Below are 18,145 nucleotides of genomic sequence, written 5' to 3'. Positions count from 1 at the left end.
TCAGTGTCCTCCCGCCTTGGAACCGGCAACGATAAAGCCGGGGATACGGATCTTTCTCTCGATCAGCGCCATCAGGATCACCACCAGCAGGTTGACGGCGATATAGATGATGGTGGCGGCCGAGAACGCCTCGAACACCTGGAACGAAAACTCCTGGATGGCGCGCGCGCTGGCCGTCAGTTCCACCAGGCCGATGGTCAGTGCGACCGAGCTGTTCTTGATGATGTTCAAGAATTCGCTGGTCAGCGGCGGCATGATCACGCGCGCGGCCATCGGCAGCAGGATGAAACGGTAGGTTTGCGGCAGGGTCAGGCCCAGCGCCGTGCCGGCCAGTTTCTGTCCGCGCGGCAGCGCTTCGATGCCGGTGGTAACTTGCACCGCCACCCGCGAAGAGGTAAAGAAGCCCAGGCACAGCACGGCCGTGACGAACGGCGCATTGGGCAGCGACTTGACCCAGGCGCCGAGTTCCGCCGGCAGCAGTTCCGGCATCACGAAATACCACAGGAACATCTGCACCAGCAGCGGCACGTTGCGAAACAGTTCGACGTACGCGTTGGCCACCGCCACCACATACTTGTTGGGCAGGGTGCGGATGGTGCCGATCACCAGGCCCAGCGCCAATGCCATGATCCAGGCCGCGCCGGCCGTGGCCAGGGTCCAGGTCAGCCCGGACCACAGCGTGTCCATATACGTGCCGACGCCATCGGGAGAGGTCTCCCAGAAGATGCGCCAATTCCAGTTGTAATTCATGTTCATCCTTCCCGTGCCGCCTTGAAAGGGCCGCCAGCTGGCAGCCCGGACGCAAATGAAACGGGAGGCTTGCGCCTCCCGGTTTGTCTACGCAGTGCTGTTATTTTTTCTTTTTGTCCGACGTCTTCTGCGCTTCCGGCACGGCCGCATAGGCCGCCGGGTCGCCGGAGTCGGTCGGGTTCATGAACACCGCTTTCAGTTGCGGCGGCATCGGGAAATTCAGGTTGATGTTTTTAGGCGGAATATTCGAGGTAAACCATTTCGCATAGATGCGGTTGATGTCGTCGCTCTTGTACAGGCGCGTCAGTGCATCGTCGACCACTTTCTTGAAGGCCGGGTCGCCCTTGCGCATCATGATGCCGTACGGTTCGACCGACAGCGCTTCCTTGGTGATTTCGTAGTCGTTCGGATTCTTCGAATTGGCCACTTGCGAAGCGAGCAGGATGTCGTCATTCGCTTCGGCCACCGCGCGTCCCGTTTCCAGCATCAGGAACGATTCAGGATGATCCTTGGCAATAGCGATATTCATGCCCAGGTTTTTTTCCTTGTTCAAAATCGTCATCTGCTTGACGGTCGAGGTGCCCGCGGTGGCGACCAGGGTCTTGCCACGCAAGTCTTCCAGCGTCTTGATGTTCGAGCTTTTCTTGGCCAGCACGCGGTTGGCAATCACGAACATGGTCGGCGCGAACGCGACCTGCTGCTGGCGTTCCAGGTTGTTGGTAGTCGAACCGCATTCGAGGTCGATGGTACCGTTGGCCATCAGCGGAATCCGGTTGGCCGAGGTGACAGGACTCATCACCACTTTCAGTTCGCTCAGGCCCAGATGCTTCTGCAAGGCGGTGACCACCTTCATGCACAGGTCGATCGAGTATCCCTGGTACTGCTGCTTGTCGTCAAGATAGGAAAACGGCACGGAGCCGTCGCGCACGCCGAGCGTGACGGAGCCGGCTTTTTTGATCTTGGCCAAGGTGCCGGTCAATTCCTGGGCCTGGACTGGCGCCATGCTGCTGATGACACCGACGCTGAGCAGCGTGGCGATAATTTTGGTCAATTTCATAAATTCTCCTGAGCGGACAAACCAGGCCGGGCCTGGACGAAACAACTGGGGTGCACACGCCACCGTTGAATGAATTTTATTTCATTTTCCGCGCCAGACCAGCCGTTTTCTTCGATTGCCCATCAGTTTCACCGGAATAGGGATGGCGCGCACCAGCGAAGTGCCATCGCTGTAGCATTTTCCCTACTGTTTTCCGCCGCTGCACTTATTTGGCCAGCTCCAGAGCCGCCAATTCGCTCTGCGCATCGCGCTCGGCATCGTCGTCGATCTGGCTGGCCTGCTGGCGTTGCCACATCTGCGCGTACAGTCCGTCCGCCGCCAGCAACTGCGGATGGGTGCCCCGCTCGACGATGCGGCCATGATCGAGCACCAGGATCTGCTGTGCATCGGCCACCGTCGACAGGCGGTGCGCAATCACCAGGGTCGTGCGGTTTTTCGCGATATCTTTCAGCTGCGCCTGGATCGCCTGCTCCGCTTTCGAGTCGAGCGCCGAGGTCGCCTCATCGAAAATCAGGATGGCCGGGTCTTTCAGCAAGGTGCGCGCGATCGCCACGCGCTGCTTTTCGCCGCCCGACAGTTTCAGCCCGCGCTCGCCCACCATCGACGCGTAGCCGTCCGGCAGGCTTTCGATAAAGTCGTGGATCGAGGCAGCCTTGGCCGCCGCCACGATGGCTTCCTTGCTGGCGCCCGGCTTGCCGTAGGCGATGTTGTATTCGATGGTGTCGTTGAACAGCACGGTATCCTGCGGCACGATGCCGATCGCCGCGCGCAAGCTGTCCTGGGTGATGGCGCGCAAGTCCTGGCCATCGATCGTGATACTGCCATCGTTGACTTCATAGAAACGGAACAGCAGCCGCGACAGGGTCGACTTGCCCGAGCCGCTGTGGCCGACCACCGCCGTGGTGGTGCCGGCGGCGATCTCGAAATCGACGTCGAACAGGATCTGGCGCTTGGCTTCATAGCTGAAGTCCACATGCGCGAAGCGCACGGCGGCACCTTGCGTGGCCAGCGGCTGGGCAGCAGGCGTATCGGCGATTTCGCGGTTTTCGTCGAGCAGCGAGAACAGCCGCTCCATGTCGGCCAGGCTCTGCTTGATCTCGCGGTAGATCACGCCGAGGAAATTGAGCGGAATATACAGCTGGATCATGAAGGCATTGACCAGCACCAGGTCGCCCAGGGTCATGGTGCCGGCGATCACGCCGACCGTGGCGCGCCACAGGATCAACGTGACGGCGGTGGCGATGATCAGCGACTGGCCCGTGTTCAGCAGCGACAATGAGGTCTGCGACTTGACGGCCGCCGATTCATAGCGCTGCAGGCCCTCGTCATAGCGGCGCGCCTCGTAATCCTCATTGCCGAAATATTTCACGGTTTCATAGTTGATCAGCGAATCGATGGCTTTCGTGTTGGCTTTCGAATCGAGGTCGTTCATGGTGCGGCGGAAATGCGTGCGCCAGTTCGTCACCAGCACGGTAAACGCGATATACGACACCAGCGCCACGGCGGTAATGACAGTAAACCAGATGTCGTAATGCAGCACCAGGTAGGCCAGCACCAGCGTAATTTCCACCAGCGTTGGCAGGATATTGAACAGCGTGTAGGAAATCAGCGAGCCGACACTGCGCGTGCCGCGTTCGATATCGCGCGTCATGCCGCCCGTCTGGCGGTTCAGGTGAAAGCGCAGCGACAGCGCATGCAGATGGCGGAACACCTGCAGCGCGATGGTGCGCACGGCGCGCTGCGTGACGCGGGCAAACAGGAATTCGCGCAATTCGGTAAACAGCGTGGTCGACACGCGCAGCAGCCCGTAGGCCACCAGCAATGCGACCGGCAACACCAGCAGCGCCTGCGGATGGGCCGGCGTGATGGTCATCGCATCGACCAGTTTTTTCAGGATCAGCGGCACGCCGACATTGGCCAGCTTGGCGCCTACCAGGCACAGCAGCGCCAGCAGGACGCGCCATTTGTAGACCCACAAATACGGCAACAGTGTTTTCAGGGTGGCAAAATCGCTGCGGCTGGCGGCGGCGGGCGGGCGAGGTGGGGGGGGTGTCTGGGAGCGGCGCATGGCGAAGGTCGGCTTTTTATGGTTCAATCGGGGCAATTGTAGCCTTTCATGAGAATAAACGATGAGCACCTCCCCAGCACGCCCCGACAACTGCCTCGCCTCCGGCCTGCCCGCCGGCAAAATGCCCGAACTGCGCATGATGCCGGCCCCTTCGGACGCCAACGTATATGGCGACGTGTTCGGCGGCTGGATCATGGCGCAAGTCGATATCGCCGGCTCGCTGCCGGCCACGCGGCGCGCCAACGGCCGTGTCGCCACGATTGCCGTCAACTCCTTCGTCTTCAAAAACCCTGTCTTTGTCGGCGATCTGCTGTCGTTCTACGCCGAGATCGTCAAGGTCGGCAATACCTCGATCACCGTCAACGTCGAAGTCTATGCCGAGCGCAACCGCCTGCAAGCCTGCATCGTGAAGGTGACGGAAGCCACGCTGATCTATGTGGCCACCGACTCCGACCGCAAGCCGCGCCAGGTGCCGCCGATCGAAACGCTGCTGTCTCAGTAATGTCCTGAATGGATAGCCAGCGCCGCATCTTTCTCGCCAGCGCTGCACGCATCGCCGCGCTGACGGCCGCCGGCAGCGCGCTGACCGGTTCCAGCGCCGGCGCAGCCACGCGCCTGAATGGCGCCGGCTATCCGTTTGCGCTCGGCGTCGCGTCCGGCTCGCCGCTGCCCGACGCGGTGCTGCTGTGGACACGCATCAGCTACGACCCGCTGCACGCATCGGCGACGCCAGCCGTGGCGCTGAGCGTGCGCTGGGAAGTGGCCGACGACGAGGCTTTTCGCCGCATCGTCGCCAAGGGCCAAGCCATTGCCACGCCGGAGCTCGCGCACAGCGTGCATGTCGATGTGGAAGGCCTGGCGCCCGGGCGCTGGTACTGGTATCGTTTCATTTTCGGCGACGCCGTCAGCCCGGTCGGGCGCACCCGCACCGCACCGGCACCCTCTTCCATGCCCGCATCGCTGAAACTGGCGGTGGCCTCGTGCCAGCACTGGGAGTTCGGCAGCTATGCGGCGCACCGGCACCTGGCCGCGGCCGCGCCCGATCTGGTGGCGTTTCTCGGCGACTATATCTATGAATGGGGCGCCTATCAGTTGCAGCACCCGCAGCGGGCCGTGCGGCGCGACGAGAGCTTTACCCTAGAGCAGTACCGCGCCCGTTATGCGCAATACAAAAGCGATGCCGACCTGCAAGGCGCCCATCTGGTGGCGCCGTGGATCGTCACCTGGGATGACCATGAAGTGGCCAACGATTACGGCAACGAGCGCGACGAGCTGCTAACCGCCACCTTCTTGCAGCGCCGCGCGGCCGCCTACCAGGCGTTCTATGAGCATATGCCGCTGCGCCTGCTGCCGCTGGGCCGGCGCGGCTTTGTCGACATGCGCATCTACCAGCGCTACGACTGGGGCCGGCTGGCGCGTTTTCACGTGCTCGACGACCGCCAGTACCGCGCCAATCACGCTTGCCCGAAACCGAACCGGGGCGGCTCGAATTCCGTTACCACGCACAACTGCCCGGATTTGCTGAAACCCGAGCGCAGCATGCTGGGTGCGGCGCAGGAAAACTGGCTGGCGCAAGGCTTGAGCAAATCGCCCGCGCGCTGGAATATCCTGGCGCAGCAGACGCTGATGGCCCAGTCGAGCCAGGTCCCCATCATCCGGCCAGGTGACGAACGCATCTGGACCGACGGCTGGGACGGCTACCCGATGGCGCGCCAGCACCTGCTGGACGCCCTGCAAGGCAGCGGCGCACGCAATCCGCTGGTGCTGTCGGGCGACGTGCATACGTTTTATGCGACCGAGCTGAGCCGCGACGCCATGCGCCCCACCTCGCGCGCCAACCCGGTGCTGGCCACCGAGTTTTGCGGCACCTCGATCACGTCCAGTTCGCGCCCGCAATCGCGCACCGACGAGTACGTGGCGATGAATCCGCATATCCGCTACGGACGCAGCGACAAGCGCGGCTATATGCTGATGCAGATTACCCCCGATAACACCACCACCTGGTTCCAGGGCCTGGACAATGTGCGCGACAGCGCGTCGAATATCGCCACGCTGGCCAGCTTTACCGTCAGGGACGGCAAGGCCGGCTTGCAGCAGAGCTGATCAGGCTACCGCAACTTTTTTCAAGGAGTCACGGTAGCGCCGGCTGACCGGCACTTCGCCACCGGTCGTCAGCATGGCACGCGCGTCACCCGACTCCAGCGGCACGATGCTCTGGACGAAATCGAGGTTGACGATATGGCTGCGGTGCACGCGCACAAAGCGCTGGCCGTCGAGCCGGCGCTCGATGGCCGCCATGGTCGAGCGCAGCGGATAGTCGTGGCCGCGCACATGCAGGTTCACATAATTGCCCCAGGCCTGTATCCATTCGATGTCCGCCGCCGGCAGCAGGAAATCCTTGCCCAGTTTGCGTACCAGGAAACGCTCGGGCTGCTCCACCGACTCTACCGCCGGCCCCTGGTCCGGCTCGCCCAGCAAGGTCGCCTCCCCCTGCCAGCGCCGCAGCAGCAGCTGGTAGAAGGCGAGGAACAGTAAAATCGAGAAGTAAGTACGCACATCCTTCATGTATTCATACGGCAGTTCGCGCCACCAGTTGCCGAAATCGTAGTCGCCGCCCTGGGTCCAGTAGACCAGTTTGCGCAGGCCCACCATCGCCAGCACATGCACCAGGCTGTAGACGATGGACGCCATCAGGTGCCAGCCCAGGTGCCGACGCTGGAACACCAGCTGCAGCGGCCGCAGCTGGTTGGCGAAAATGACCACGGGCACCAGCGCCAGCAGCACCAGGTTGCTGCTCCACTCCCACACTGCCACTTCCCAGAACGCGGTATCGACGCCGGTACGCACGCGATCCAGCCAGCTGATCCAGCAGTTGAGCGAGGTTTGCAGCAGATACAGGAGGATCCAGAATCCCGGCTCGGCGACCCGGCGCCAGCGCTGATATCGTTGCAGCAAGTCGGTGGAAGACAGGTTCATGGTGGCAGAGGTGAAATGAGTTGCATGATTGTACGATCCACCGCCCGTCCCGGGGCCGCCACTGGTCACAAACAGCCTTCCATTGGTCACTTTTTGCTGGTTTGCCCCGGTGCAGCTGCCTATGCTGGGACCATCCCATCACAACCAGCCAACGACCATGTCCCATGCACCCCGCCGTCACGATATCGACGCCCTGCGCTTTCTTGTCTTCAGCCTGCTGATCGTCTACCACACCGCCATGCTGTACCTGGCCGGCGCCGACTTCCACATGAAAAGCACCTACCTGACGGAGAGCCTGAATTTTCCGATGGTGTTCATCAACCGCTGGCGCATGGAGATCGTGTTTATCATTTCCGGCGTGTCATGCGCCATGATGACGCAGACCACGCGCGGCGCCTTCCTGTGGCGCCGGATGCAGCGATTGCTGCTGCCGCTGGTCTTCGGCCTGCTGGTCATCATTCCCGTGCAGCCATATTGCGAAGGCGTCAGCAACGGCCTGGTGGCACCCGGTTATGGCCAGTTCCTGCTCGACTATTTTGGCCACCGCGCCTGGCCGGCCGGCGCCTTTACGGGCTGGAAGACCAGTTTTACCTGGAATCACCTGTGGTACCTGGTGTACCTGCTGCTGTACACCGTCGCGGTGGTGGCGCTGCAACCGCTGCTGGCCAGGATGCGGCCGCTGTTGACCGGCCTGCGCGGCTGGCGCCTGCTGGTGCTGCCTGCCCTGCCGGCGCTGGCGGCCACCGCCTTCCTGAAGCTGCGCTATCCGGAAACCCATGCGCTGGTCAAGGACTGGTACGCACACGCCATCTATTTCACCATGTACCTGTATGGCTGGTGGCTGGGCAATGACAAGGGACTGTGGCAGGAACTGGCGCGGCTGCGCTGGCACGCGCTGCTGCTGGCGCCGTGCGCGTTTGCCGTGTATATCGGGTTTGACTTGATCTATTCGGAAAACCTGCTGACCTGGGCCTCGACCGGCTCCTGGCCGATGCGCAACCTGTACATGTGGCTGGCCATCTGCGCCATACTCGGCTGGTCGCACACCCTGCTGAACCGCCCGTTTGCCTGGCTGGCATGGGGCCGGCAGGCCGTCTACCCCTGGTACATCCTGCACCAGAGCGCGATCGTGCTGCTGGCCTACTGGCTGGTGCCGCTGAAGCTCGGCCCGGTGCGCGAACCCGTGCTGATCCTGGCGGGCACGGTGGCGATCTGCTGGGGCCTGACCTCGCTGGTGATCAGCAAGGTGAACTGGCTGCGCCCGTGCTTCGGCCTGCCCGCCAGGCCAAATCTGGCGGCGGGCGCAGCCATGTCGGCAGCTTAGGCCACCTTTTTCTCATCGCGCAACTGACGGCGCAGGATCTTGCCCACATTCGTCTTCGGCAATTCATCGCGGAACTCGATGTATTTCGGCTTTTTATACGCCGTCAGTTCATGCTTGCAGTGCTCGCGGATCTGTTCCACTGTCAGGTTCGGATCCTTGCGTACCACAAACACCTTCACGGCTTCGCCCGAATTACCGTCCGGCACACCGATGCAGGCGCATTCCAGCACGCCAGGGCACGAGGCGACCACGTCCTCCACCTCGTTCGGATACACATTGAAGCCCGAGACGATGATCATGTCCTTCTTGCGGTCGACGATGCGCACATAGCCGCGCTCGTCCATGATGCCCACGTCGCCCGTCTTGAAGTAGCCGTCGGCCGTCATCGACTTGGCGGTTTCATCGGGACGCTGCCAGTAGCCGGCCATCACTTGCGGGCCTTTCACGGCGATTTCGCCCGGCTGGCCCAGCGGCACTTCCACGCCATCGTCGTCGATGATGGCCACGTCGGTCGACGGAATCGGCATGCCGATAGTGCCCGTAAATTCGGTGATATCGACGCGGTTGCCGGTCACCACCGGCGAGGTCTCCGACATGCCATAGCCTTCGATCAGCGGGCAGCCAGTCACTTTCAGCCAGCGCTCGGCCACGTTGCGCTGCAGCGCCATGCCGCCGCCGTTACACACCTTGTAGCTGGAGAAATCGAGCTTGGCAAAGTCGGCATTGTTGAGCAAGGCGTTGTACAAGGTATTAACGGCCGGGAACACGACGATCTTGTACTTGGCCAGTTCCTTCACGAAACCGGGAATATCGCGCGGGTTCGGCACCAGCACGTTCAGGCCGCCCAGGCGCATGCCCATCAGCGCGCTGACCGTCAGCGAATAGATGTGATACAGCGGCAAGGCGCACACGAAGCCCATCGAGGTGGCGCGCATCTCTTTGGTCATTACCGGCGCCATCCATGCCTCGTTTTGCAGCACATTGGCGATCACGTTACGGTGCAGCAGCATCGCGCCTTTCGACACGCCCGTGGTGCCGCCCGTGTACTGCAGGAAGACGATATCGTCATGGCCCTGCTGCACCGGTTTCAAGGTCAGGCGCGCGCCTTCGGCCAGCATCTTGTTGAAGCCGATGGCGCCCGGCAGCGAAAACGCCGGCACCATTTTCTTGATCTTGCGCACCACGAAATTGACGATGGTGCCCTTCAGGCCGCCCAGCAAATCGCCCATGGTGGCGACGATCACATGCTTGACCTGGGTGCGCGGCAATACCTGCTCGACCGTGGTGGCAAAATTTTCCAGCACGATAATCGCCTCGCTGCCCGAGTCGGTCAGCTGGTGCTCGAGTTCACGCGGCGTGTACAGCGGATTGACGTTCACCACCGTATAGCCGGCGCGCAAGATCGCCGCCATCGCCACCGGATACTGCAGCACGTTCGGCAGCATGATGGCGACGCGCGCGCCGGGCGACAAGCCCTTGCCTTGCAGCCAGGCGCCCATGTGCAGCGACAGCTTGTCGAGCTCGCGGTAGGTCAGGAATTTATCCATGCAGACGAACGCATTGCGGTCCGCGTACTTCTGGAACGATTCTTCCAGCAAATGCGTGACCGAGCGGTATTGCGTGCAATCGATCTCGTGCGGAACGCTGTCCGGGTATGACTTCAACCAAATCTTGTCCATCTATGCCTCATCTTTATCTGTATAAAGGGACGCGCCTCCTGGCACGTCCCGTGCCATTACTATGCTGCCACTTTCTGCTCGTCCCGCAACGCGCGACGCAAAATCTTGCCGACGTTGGTCTTCGGCAGTTCATCCCTGAATTCGATATATTTCGGCCGCTTGTAGCCCGTGAATTGCTCCTTGCAGTACGCCATCAGGGCGTCCACCGTCAGGTTCGGATCCTTGCGCACCACAAACACTTTCACGGCCTCGCCCGAATGCTCGTCCGGCACGCCCACGCACGCGCATTCGAGCACGCCCGGATGGGCCGCGATCACGCCTTCGAGTTCGTTCGGATATACGTTGAAGCCGGACACCAGGATCATGTCCTTCTTGCGGTCGACAATTTTCACAAAGCCGCGCTCGTCCATGATGCCCACGTCGCCGGACTTGAAGTAGCCGTCGGCCGTCATCACCTTGGCCGTCTCGTCGGGGCGGTTCCAGTAGCCGCTCATTACTTGCGGGCCGCGGATGGCGATCTCGCCGGCCTGGCCCAGCGCCACTTCGTTGCCGTCGTCGTCGAGAATGGCGATCTCGGTCGACGGTATAGGCAGGCCGATGGTGCCGGAAAACGCCGTGCTGTCGGCGCGGTTGCAGGTGGCCACCGGCGACGTTTCCGACAAACCATAGCCCTCGATGATGGACACGCCCGTCGCCTGCTGCCACTTGTCGTTGACGGATTTCTGCACCGCCATGCCGCCGCCGTTGGCGATTTTCAAACCCGAGAAATCGAGACGCGCAAAGTCGGGGTGGTTCACCAGCGCATTGTATAAAGTATTGACCGCCGGCAGCAGATTGAACTTGTACTTGCCCAGCTCCTTGATCAAACCCGGGATATCGCGCGGATTCGGTATCAGGATATTGAGGCCGCCGACGCGCGTGCCCCACAGCGCGCAGGCCGTCAGCGCAAAGATATGGTACAGCGGCAAGGCGCAGACGATGATCATCTGTTCCTGGTTGGCCGGATCGAGTGCGGCCGACGACCACGCTTCGCTCTGCAGCACATTGGCGATCACGTTGCGGTGGCTGAGCGTCGCGCCTTTCGACACGCCCGTGGTGCCGCCCGTATATTGCAGGAAAGCCGGCTCGTTGATATGCAGCTCGACCGGCGTCAGTTTCATGCGGCTGCCGTGCGACAGGGCGCTCTTGAAGCGCATCGCGTTCGGCAGCGAAAACGCCGGCACCAGTTTCTTGACGTTGCGCACCACGAAATTGACGATGGCGCCCTTCAGGCCGCCCAGCATCTCGCCCATGCTGGCAACGATGATGTGCTTGACGGCCGTCTTGCTCAGCACCTGCTCCAGTGTATGGGCAAAGTTTTCCAGCACGATGATGGCCTCGCTGCCCGAATCGTTGAGCTGGTGTTCCAGTTCGCGCGGCGTATACAGCGGATTGACATTGACCACCGTATAGCCGGCGCGCAGCACGGCCGCGATCGCGATCGGATATTGCAGCACATTGGGCATCATCAGCGCCACGCGCGCGCCCTTTTTGAGACCACGGCTTTGCAGAAAGGCACCCAGCTGCCGCGAATACGTGTCGAGTTCGGCATAGGTGAGAAATTTGTCCATGCAGACATAGGCATTGCGATCCGCATATTTTGTAAACGCTTCTTCGAGCAAGTGCACCAGCGACCGGTATTGATCGGGATCGATGTCGGCGGGTACGCCGGGCGGATACGACTGCAGCCAAATTTTTTCCATGCTGTGCCTCTTGTCTCGAATAATCACGGGGGAGCCGGCGGGGTGACCTGGCCGGTGCTGATTACTGCTGCGGATTCTCGTGTCCTGCAGTCATATTGAGCATTCTGGCGAGCAATTGCTCCATGCTACTAACGCGATGCTATCGGGCGCGGCGCTTCCATGCAAGCGCTTTCAGCAGGTTTAGAACAGGAACTCCAGGGGCATTTTGTGCTGCAATGCAGCATACAAAATACGGCGTTGCAGGAACAGAGGGCTTGGTGAAGCTGACAATCTTTACGGGTCAGGGGCTGGCTAATTGCTGCAGGCGGCGGCGGCGCTCAGGCGAATCCAGCCGGGACATTGTGTGCACTGCAGCATAAAAAGCACGAAAGTTCTTTTTTTCTTCCAGCAATTTTTTGAAGGCCGGCAAAAATTCATTGTAGGTGGCCACTGAAGCGAAGTGGGCATTGCTTAACGGCTGCTCGAACCAGCGGTCATAACCGGCATAGCCCCCCCATTGCTGCTTCAGTACCTGGTACTCATTCTGCAAGGCGGCAAACACCAGCGCCTTGCGCACGCGCTTGTCCGCGTCCGGCGCATCGCTCGCATACAGCACCTCCAGCTGCGTCCGGTATTTGCGCAGCAGGGCCAGGAAATCCTGGCGCCGGCCCGTATATTGCAAATAAGCGGCTTGCATCGCCTCGTTGCCATCGTGCGCCAGCCAGCGCTGTACGCCGGCCTCTTCCACGGCAACGGCAAACGATTCGTTGAAAGCCGAGTCGCCGGGCACATACACCACCTGATGCGCCAGCTCATGGAAGATCATGCGCGCCAGTTCGGCATCGTTATAGTTGATAAAAGTCGACAGCAGCGGATCGTCGAACCAGCCCAGCGTCGAATAGGCCGGCACACCGCCCACCTGCACATCGTAGCGCTGGGCGCGCAAGGTATCGGCATAGGCCTGCGCCTCGTCCTTGCTGTAATAGCCGCGGTAGGTGACGCAGCCGGCAATCGGGAAACACCATTGCAAAGGCTGCAGCGACAATTCCGGCGTGGCCACCACGTTCCACAGCACGAACGGACGCGGCAGCGCCGCATACCGCTTGTAACTGCCATTGTCGGGCAGACCCAGCTCGCTGACGGCAAAACGGCGGATCTGCTGTGCCTTGTTCAGGCGCGCTTTCAGACGTGGCTCGGTGACCGGGTCACTCAGCCAGTCATCGACCGGGCGCGCGGCCGACCACAGCGAATATTGTCCCTGCGCCGCCTGCGTGTAATAGCGCAGCTGGGTGCAGCCGCCCAGCAGGCACAGCATGCCCAGCACCACGGTGGCGGGCATGCGCCGCATGTCAGGCGGCCTTTTCCACTTCGACCAGCGTATCGTAGAAGGTCGGCGCGCGGCCCATGTCGGTCAGGCGCTGGCTGGTCACTTCATTGGCGTTCTTGCCGTCGCTGGCCAGTTTTTTCCACCACACCGACAGGCCCACCACCAGGCCGCGCCGCGCCTTGTCCGTCACGCGCGCCTTGGCCACAAAGCTGCCGCGGTCATTAAAGATGCGCACCATGTCGCCGGCCACGATGCCACGTGCGGCGCAATCGTCCGGATGGATATCGAGGTGCGGCTCGCCTTCGGCCGCGCGCAGGCTTTTCACGTTGACAAAAGTGGAGTTCAAAAAGTTGCGCGCCGGTGGCGAAATCATCGCCAGCGGATACCGCGCCGCCAGCTCCGGATTGCTGGCCGGTGATTCGTACGGCGCAATATAGGTGGGCAACGGGTCGAGCCCGGCGTCGAGCATGGCCTGCGAATAGAACTCGCATTTGCCCGAGGGCGTCGGGAAGCCGCCCTGGGCAAACGGCGCGTCAGGCATGCTGAGCTTTTGCCAGCCCGTCCGTTTCAGCGATTCCCAGTCGAAATGCACGGCGCGCGCGTCGGTGGCGTCGAACGCTTGCGCCGCCAGCGCATCGTCGCTGTCCCGGAAGCATGGATCATCAAAGCCCATGCGCTGCGCCAGCAGGCGGAAGATTTCCGTATTGGCCTTGGCTTCGCCCAGCGGCGCCACGGCGGCGTTATTGGCCATCATGTACAGGTGGCCATAGGTGGAGTGCGCATCGACATGTTCAAGCTGGGTGGTGGCCGGCAGCACGATGTCGGCATAGTCGACCGTGTCGGTCTGGAAGTGTTCCAGCACGACTGTAAACAGGTCCTCGCGCGCAAAGCCCTGCTCCACTTTCGATGAATCCGGCGCCACCGCCAGCGGGTTCGAGTTGTAGACGATCACCGCTTCCACCTGCGGGCCGAATTCGGCCGAGCCTGGTTTGAGCAGATCGTCGCCGATGGTGCTCATGTTGATGGTGCGCGGCATGCCCTTCATCAGATCGGGCCGCTGCAGTGCCTTGCGGTTGACAGGAAACGATCCCGAGCTCGACAGCTGCATGCCGCCGGCCGCATGGCGCCAGGCGCCTGTCAGGGCCGGCAGACAGGCGATATTGCGCACCGCCATGCCGCCGCCGCGCACGCGCTGCACGCCGTAGTTGGCGCGGATCGCGGCGCCCTCGCCGCTGCGGCAGGCCTGGCCATACAGCCGCGCCAGCTCGACCACTTCGGTCACGCTGATGCCGCACACTTCGGCCGTACGCTCCGGTGTCCATTCGGCCGCGCGCTGTTTCAGCGCTTCGTAGCCCAGCGTGTATTGCGCGATATAGTCGTGGTCGACCAGGTCTTCCGCAATCAGCACCTGCATCAGCCCCAGTGCCAGCGCCGCATCGGTGCCGGGCAGCAGGGCGATATGCTGGTGGCATTTCTCGGCCGTCAGCGAGCGGTACGGGTCGATCGCGATCAGGGTGGCGCCATTGCGCTTGGCTTCCTGCGCCCGCATCCAGAAATGCAGGTTGGAGGCGATCGGATTGCCGCCCCAGATAATGATCAGCTTGGCATTCTGGAACTGTTCCATGTCGGTGCCGATGCTGGCGCCCACCGTGTAGCGGTAGCCGGTGGCGCCAGCCGAGGCGCAGATGGTGCGGTCGAGCAGGGACGCTCCCAGCTGGTTGAAAAAGCGCGACGACATCGATTCGCCCTGCACCAGGCCCATGGTGCCGCAATAGCTGTACGGCAAAATCGCCTGTGGATTGCGCGCCGCAATCGGTGTCAACCGGGCGGCGATGAGATCGAGCGCCTCGTCCCAGCTGATGCGCTCGAACTTGCCTTCGCCCTTCTTGCCCACGCGGCGCAGCGGATGGAGCAGGCGGTCCGCATGATAGGTGCGCTCGGTAAAGCGCGACACCTTGGTGCACAGCACGCCAGCCGTGGTCGGATGATCGGGATCGCCCTTGACAGCGGTGGCTACCCCGTCAGTGACCGTCACCAGCAAGGCGCAGGTATCAGGGCAGTCGAGCGGGCAGGTCGCGCGCACTTGTGTGGTGGTCATGGTGCAGTCCAGAAAAGCGTCGGGGAAAGACGATACTGTAAACCATCGCGCCCGTGTCAGCCAGCCATCGCTCCGCTGGCAAGCTGTGCGCTGGATTTCCCAGCGGGACACCGGCTACAATGAACCTATCCCGCACATGTTTTCGATCAAACATGCCAGGCCTGGCGTGCCCTACACTGATGCGCGCCTGCATCTACAGGAGAATACGATGAAACTAGTTGAACCCATCTTGGCGTTTCAATCCGAACTGCGACGTATCCGCCGCGACCTGCACGCCCATCCCGAACTGTGCTACGAAGAACAGCGCACCTCCGACGTCGTTGCCGCCAAGCTGACCGAATGGGGCATTCCCGTCGTGCGCGGCCTGGGCCGTACCGGCGTGGTCGGCATCATCCGGAACGGCACCTCCAAGCGCGCGATCGGCATCCGCGCCGACATGGATGCGCTGCCAATGCAGGAAGTCAATACGTTTGAGCATGCCTCGCGCCATCCGGGCAAGATGCACGCCTGCGGTCATGACGGCCATACCGCCATGCTGCTGGGCGCGGCGCATCACCTGGCGCACAACCGCAACTTCGACGGCACCGTGTATGTGATCTTCCAGCCGGCCGAAGAAGGCGGCGCAGGCGCGCGCGAAATGATCGCCGACGGCCTGTTTACACAATTTCCGATGGATGCCATCTATGGCATGCATAACTGGCCAGGCGCCCCTGCCGGCACCCTGAGCGTGGTGCCCGGCCCGATGATGGCGTCGAGCAATGAATTTCATGTCACCGTGAAGGGCAAGGGCGCGCATGCGGCCCAGCCGCACAAGGGCATCGACCCGGTGATGGTGGCGGTGCAGATCGCGCAAAGCTGGCAGACCGTGATTACCCGCAACAAGAGCCCGCTCGACACGGCCGTGCTGTCGATCACGCAGATCCATGCCGGCAGCGCCACCAATGTGATCCCCGACGACGCCAGCCTGGTCGGTACCGTGCGCACGTTTACCACGCCGGTGCTGGACCTGATCGAGGAACGCATGCGCGAAATCGCCGTGCATACTGCGGCCGCCTTTGGCGCCGAGGTTGACTTCAAGTTCAAGCGCAACTATCCGCCGCTGGTCAACCATGCGAAAGAAACCGCATTTGCCGTGGAAGTGATGAAACAGGTGGTCGGTGCCGACAAGGTCAATGACAATGTCGAGCCCACCATGGGTGCGGAAGACTTTGCCTTCTTCCTGCAGGAAAAAGCCGGCTGCTACATCTTTATCGGCAACGGAGATGGCGACCACCGCGACGGTGGCCATGGCCTGGGCCCGTGCGTGCTGCACAACGGCAGCTACGACTTCAACGACAACCTGCTGCCGATCGGCGCCAGCTTCTGGGTCAAGCTGGCCGAGACCAGCCTGCCGCTGGCTTAACCGAGTTTATCCGGACCGCTTCCCACGCGGTGGCCCGGATTCAGTTCTTCCAGGGCCAGCAGGGCGGCGGCGTGGTCGGCCGTCGCATGGGTGGTGGCGATGGTTTCATAACGCTGCGTCACCAGCTGCGTCACCGGCAGCGTGATATGGGCCGCCTCGGCTGCCGCCAGGATATTGTGCAGGTCCTTCACCTGGCTTTTGACTTGTCCGCCCGCCACGAAATTGCGCTCCAGCATGCGCTGGCCATGCACTTCCAGGATGCGGCTCTCGGCAAAGCCGCCCCGGATCGCCGCGCGCACGGCGGCCGCATCGGCGCCTGCCGCTTGGGCCAGCAGCAACGCTTCGGCCACGATATTGAGAGTGGCGCCGACGATCAATTGATTGCACAGCTTGGCAACCTGGCCGCTGCCGGCCGGGCCTACCAGAGTAGGCCGGCCCATCGCCTTGAATATTTCTTCCACCTTGGCGTAATCTTCCTTGTTGCCGCCCGCCATAATGGCCAGGCTACCGCCCTGCGCGCCGCCGACGCCGCCCGAGACAGGCGCGTCGACAAAGCCATGGCCGGCGTCTTGCAGCGTCACATGAAACTGCTGCGCTTCCGATTGTTTCGTCGAACTCATGTCGACCCACAAGGTGCCCGATGGCAGGGACGTCAAGGCGTCGTGCAGCACCTGCGCCACGATCGGCCCCGCTTCCAGCATCGAGATCACCACCTGTGCATCGGCAACGGCTTCGCTCAGCGATGCGACCGCCCTGGCCCCTGCCGCGCTCAATACCTGGGCCTTGCTGTGCGTGCGATTCCAAACTGTGACAGAATAACCAGCCTGCAGCAGGCGCCGGACCATTGGATCCCCCATCAGGCCAGTACCGAGAAATGCGATTTTTGTAGAGAATGTCAATTGAACCCCTGAATATCGAGTGGCGAGAATGGCGGCAGCAACGCATGCCTGTGCAACCAAGACAACAGCCTCACGGCCAATTTTACGATGAAAGCCTCTATGTTCTTCAAGAAGAATCTCCTTACCCTTGCCGCGGCCGCTGCCGCGCTGATGGCCGCCAGCTCCAGCTTTGCCGCTGACGACAAACTGATCGACTCCGTCTATGGCGAATACGCCAAGGGCGTGAAAATCCAGATGGTGCGCGCCGGCGTAACCTCGAACTGGGACAAAGCCTGGTTCGTCTCGAACGGTACCCAACTGAGCGGTTACTGGGATGCCAGCATCGGCGGCTGGGATGGCAAGAGCTATCGCAACGTCCCTGGCCAGCATCAGAAGCTGTGGGACCTGGGCCTGACGCCAGTGTTCCGCTTTGAAAACACAAGCAAGCGCGGCTTCTACGCAGAAGCCGGCATTGGCGTACACATGCTGTCGAAGCTGTACAACAACGACGACGACCGCCTGTCGACCCACTTCCAGTTTGGCGACCACGCCGGTATCGGCTATGTGTTCGACAACAACTGGGAAGTCAGCGCCAAGATCCAGCACTTCTCGAACGGCGGCTACAAGAAGCCGAACAGCGGCGTCAACTACGGCGTGGTCAAAGTGGCTTACCACTTCTGATCTGCCGCCTGAAATGACAAAGCCCTGCGCGTAGCGCAGGGCTTTTTTTCGTCTGTTGGTTGCGGTATGCGTTAACCATGTTGTCGGATTACGTTACGCTCATCCGACCTGCGCAGCGGTTGACGCGGATGGTAATGGCAGATGACGCGGCCGCACACGACCGTAGGTCGGATCAGGGCCGCAG

General features: G+C 61.9%; 14 protein-coding genes. 5 read left to right on the top strand and 9 right to left on the bottom strand.

The features are described from left to right. The 3 genes from RTQ46_RS14920 to RTQ46_RS14910 form a co-directional block, all read right to left on the bottom strand. Window positions 1-750 carry an amino acid ABC transporter permease gene (locus tag RTQ46_RS14920; RefSeq protein WP_312437728.1) on the bottom strand — a complete coding sequence of 250 codons (750 nt, stop codon included), beginning with the start codon at window positions 748-750 and terminating at the stop codon, window positions 1-3. Between the two features lie 100 nt (window positions 751-850). Next, window positions 851-1,807 (bottom strand): amino acid ABC transporter substrate-binding protein, encoded by a 957-nt coding sequence (locus RTQ46_RS14915; protein WP_312437726.1) that lies wholly within the window; start codon window positions 1,805-1,807, stop codon window positions 851-853. Between the two features lie 205 nt (window positions 1,808-2,012). Next, window positions 2,013-3,875, bottom strand: a complete 1,863-nt coding sequence (locus RTQ46_RS14910; protein ID WP_312437724.1) for an ABC transporter ATP-binding protein/permease — start codon at window positions 3,873-3,875, stop codon at window positions 2,013-2,015. 61 nt (window positions 3,876-3,936) lie between these two features. Here RTQ46_RS14910 and RTQ46_RS14905 point away from each other — a divergent pair, with 61 nt between their 5' ends. Together RTQ46_RS14905 and RTQ46_RS14900 are read left to right on the top strand one after the other, a co-directional pair. Next, a complete protein-coding gene (locus tag RTQ46_RS14905) occupies window positions 3,937-4,377 on the top strand; it encodes an acyl-CoA thioesterase (RefSeq protein ID WP_312437723.1) in 441 nt (146 codons plus the stop codon). Between the two features lie 8 nt (window positions 4,378-4,385). Beyond that, entirely contained in the window at window positions 4,386-5,978 is a 1,593-nt protein-coding gene (locus RTQ46_RS14900) for an alkaline phosphatase D family protein (protein WP_312437721.1), read from the top strand. On the opposite strand, the gene RTQ46_RS14895 is transcribed toward RTQ46_RS14900, so the two are convergent. Then, the gene (locus tag RTQ46_RS14895; RefSeq protein WP_312437720.1) at window positions 5,979-6,851 is read right to left on the bottom strand and encodes a LytTR family DNA-binding domain-containing protein; all 873 of its coding nucleotides are present in this window, start codon (window positions 6,849-6,851) and stop codon (window positions 5,979-5,981) included. A gap of 157 nt (window positions 6,852-7,008) precedes the next feature. On the opposite strand from RTQ46_RS14895, the gene RTQ46_RS14890 reads away from it, so the two are divergent. Then, the gene (locus tag RTQ46_RS14890; RefSeq protein ID WP_312437718.1) at window positions 7,009-8,175 is read left to right on the top strand and encodes an acyltransferase family protein; all 1,167 of its coding nucleotides are present in this window, start codon (window positions 7,009-7,011) and stop codon (window positions 8,173-8,175) included. Here the strand turns inward: RTQ46_RS14890 and RTQ46_RS14885 are convergent. The 4 genes from RTQ46_RS14885 to RTQ46_RS14870 form a co-directional block, all read right to left on the bottom strand. Beyond that, window positions 8,172-9,854 carry a long-chain fatty acid--CoA ligase gene (locus RTQ46_RS14885; protein WP_312437716.1) on the bottom strand — a complete coding sequence of 561 codons (1,683 nt, stop codon included), beginning with the start codon at window positions 9,852-9,854 and terminating at the stop codon, window positions 8,172-8,174. The genes RTQ46_RS14890 and RTQ46_RS14885 overlap by 4 nt on opposite strands. A 59-nt stretch (window positions 9,855-9,913) precedes the next feature. Continuing rightward, window positions 9,914-11,596 (bottom strand): long-chain fatty acid--CoA ligase, encoded by a 1,683-nt coding sequence (locus RTQ46_RS14880; protein WP_312437715.1) that lies wholly within the window; start codon window positions 11,594-11,596, stop codon window positions 9,914-9,916. Between the two features lie 280 nt (window positions 11,597-11,876). Further along, window positions 11,877-12,923, bottom strand: a complete 1,047-nt coding sequence (locus RTQ46_RS14875) for an aminopeptidase (RefSeq protein ID WP_312437714.1) — start codon at window positions 12,921-12,923, stop codon at window positions 11,877-11,879. A 1-nt stretch (window position 12,924) separates the two neighbouring features. Then, complete coding sequence (locus RTQ46_RS14870; RefSeq protein WP_312437713.1) at window positions 12,925-15,000, bottom strand: molybdopterin oxidoreductase family protein; 2,076 nt, start codon at window positions 14,998-15,000, stop codon at window positions 12,925-12,927. Window positions 15,001-15,208: 208 nt separating this feature from the next. On the opposite strand from RTQ46_RS14870, the gene RTQ46_RS14865 reads away from it, so the two are divergent. Then, the gene (locus tag RTQ46_RS14865; RefSeq protein WP_312437711.1) at window positions 15,209-16,402 is read left to right on the top strand and encodes a M20 aminoacylase family protein; all 1,194 of its coding nucleotides are present in this window, start codon (window positions 15,209-15,211) and stop codon (window positions 16,400-16,402) included. Here RTQ46_RS14865 and RTQ46_RS14860 read toward each other — a convergent pair. Continuing rightward, a complete protein-coding gene (locus tag RTQ46_RS14860; protein WP_312437802.1) occupies window positions 16,399-17,283 on the bottom strand; it encodes an NAD(P)-dependent oxidoreductase in 885 nt (294 codons plus the stop codon). The two genes, RTQ46_RS14865 and RTQ46_RS14860, sit on opposite strands and share 4 nt — an antisense overlap. A 117-nt stretch (window positions 17,284-17,400) precedes the next feature. On the opposite strand from RTQ46_RS14860, the gene RTQ46_RS14855 reads away from it, so the two are divergent. Continuing rightward, window positions 17,401-17,961, top strand: coding sequence for an acyloxyacyl hydrolase (locus RTQ46_RS14855; protein ID WP_409518340.1), 561 nt, complete (start codon window positions 17,401-17,403; stop codon window positions 17,959-17,961). The last annotated feature ends 184 nt before the right edge of the window (window positions 17,962-18,145 follow it).

The organism is Janthinobacterium sp. (genome assembly GCF_031995485.1).
Lineage (GTDB): Bacteria > Pseudomonadota > Gammaproteobacteria > Burkholderiales > Burkholderiaceae_D > Janthinobacterium.
The sequence above is the reverse complement of the archived record's forward strand: the minus strand, read 5'-3'. Positions and strand labels throughout refer to the sequence as shown.